General features: G+C 48.1%; 1 pseudogene. It reads left to right on the top strand.

Going from position 1 to position 212, the window contains the following annotated elements:
- A pseudogene (locus HJY11_RS14655) lies at window positions 1-212 on the top strand (cofactor-independent phosphoglycerate mutase); the annotation flags it as partial.

Below are 212 nucleotides of genomic sequence, written 5' to 3'. Positions count from 1 at the left end.
ACACTGCCAATTTGTCGGTTCTCGGGTATGATCCCCGTAAATATTATACAGGGCGTTCCCCTCTTGAGGCTTTCAGTATCGGTGTGAATATGGCAGAGGACGATATTTCGTTCCGCTGCAATCTGGTCACTCTGACTGAGGATGAGAGACTCTCCTATGAAAAGCAGCACATGGTAGATCACAGTTCCGATGAGATCTGTACCGAGGATGCT

The organism is Bittarella massiliensis (ex Durand et al. 2017) (genome assembly GCF_017566145.1).
In the GTDB taxonomy this organism is placed as follows: domain Bacteria; phylum Bacillota; class Clostridia; order Oscillospirales; family Ruminococcaceae; genus Bittarella; species Bittarella massiliensis_A.
This window is presented reverse-complemented; position numbering and strand designations above follow the sequence as displayed.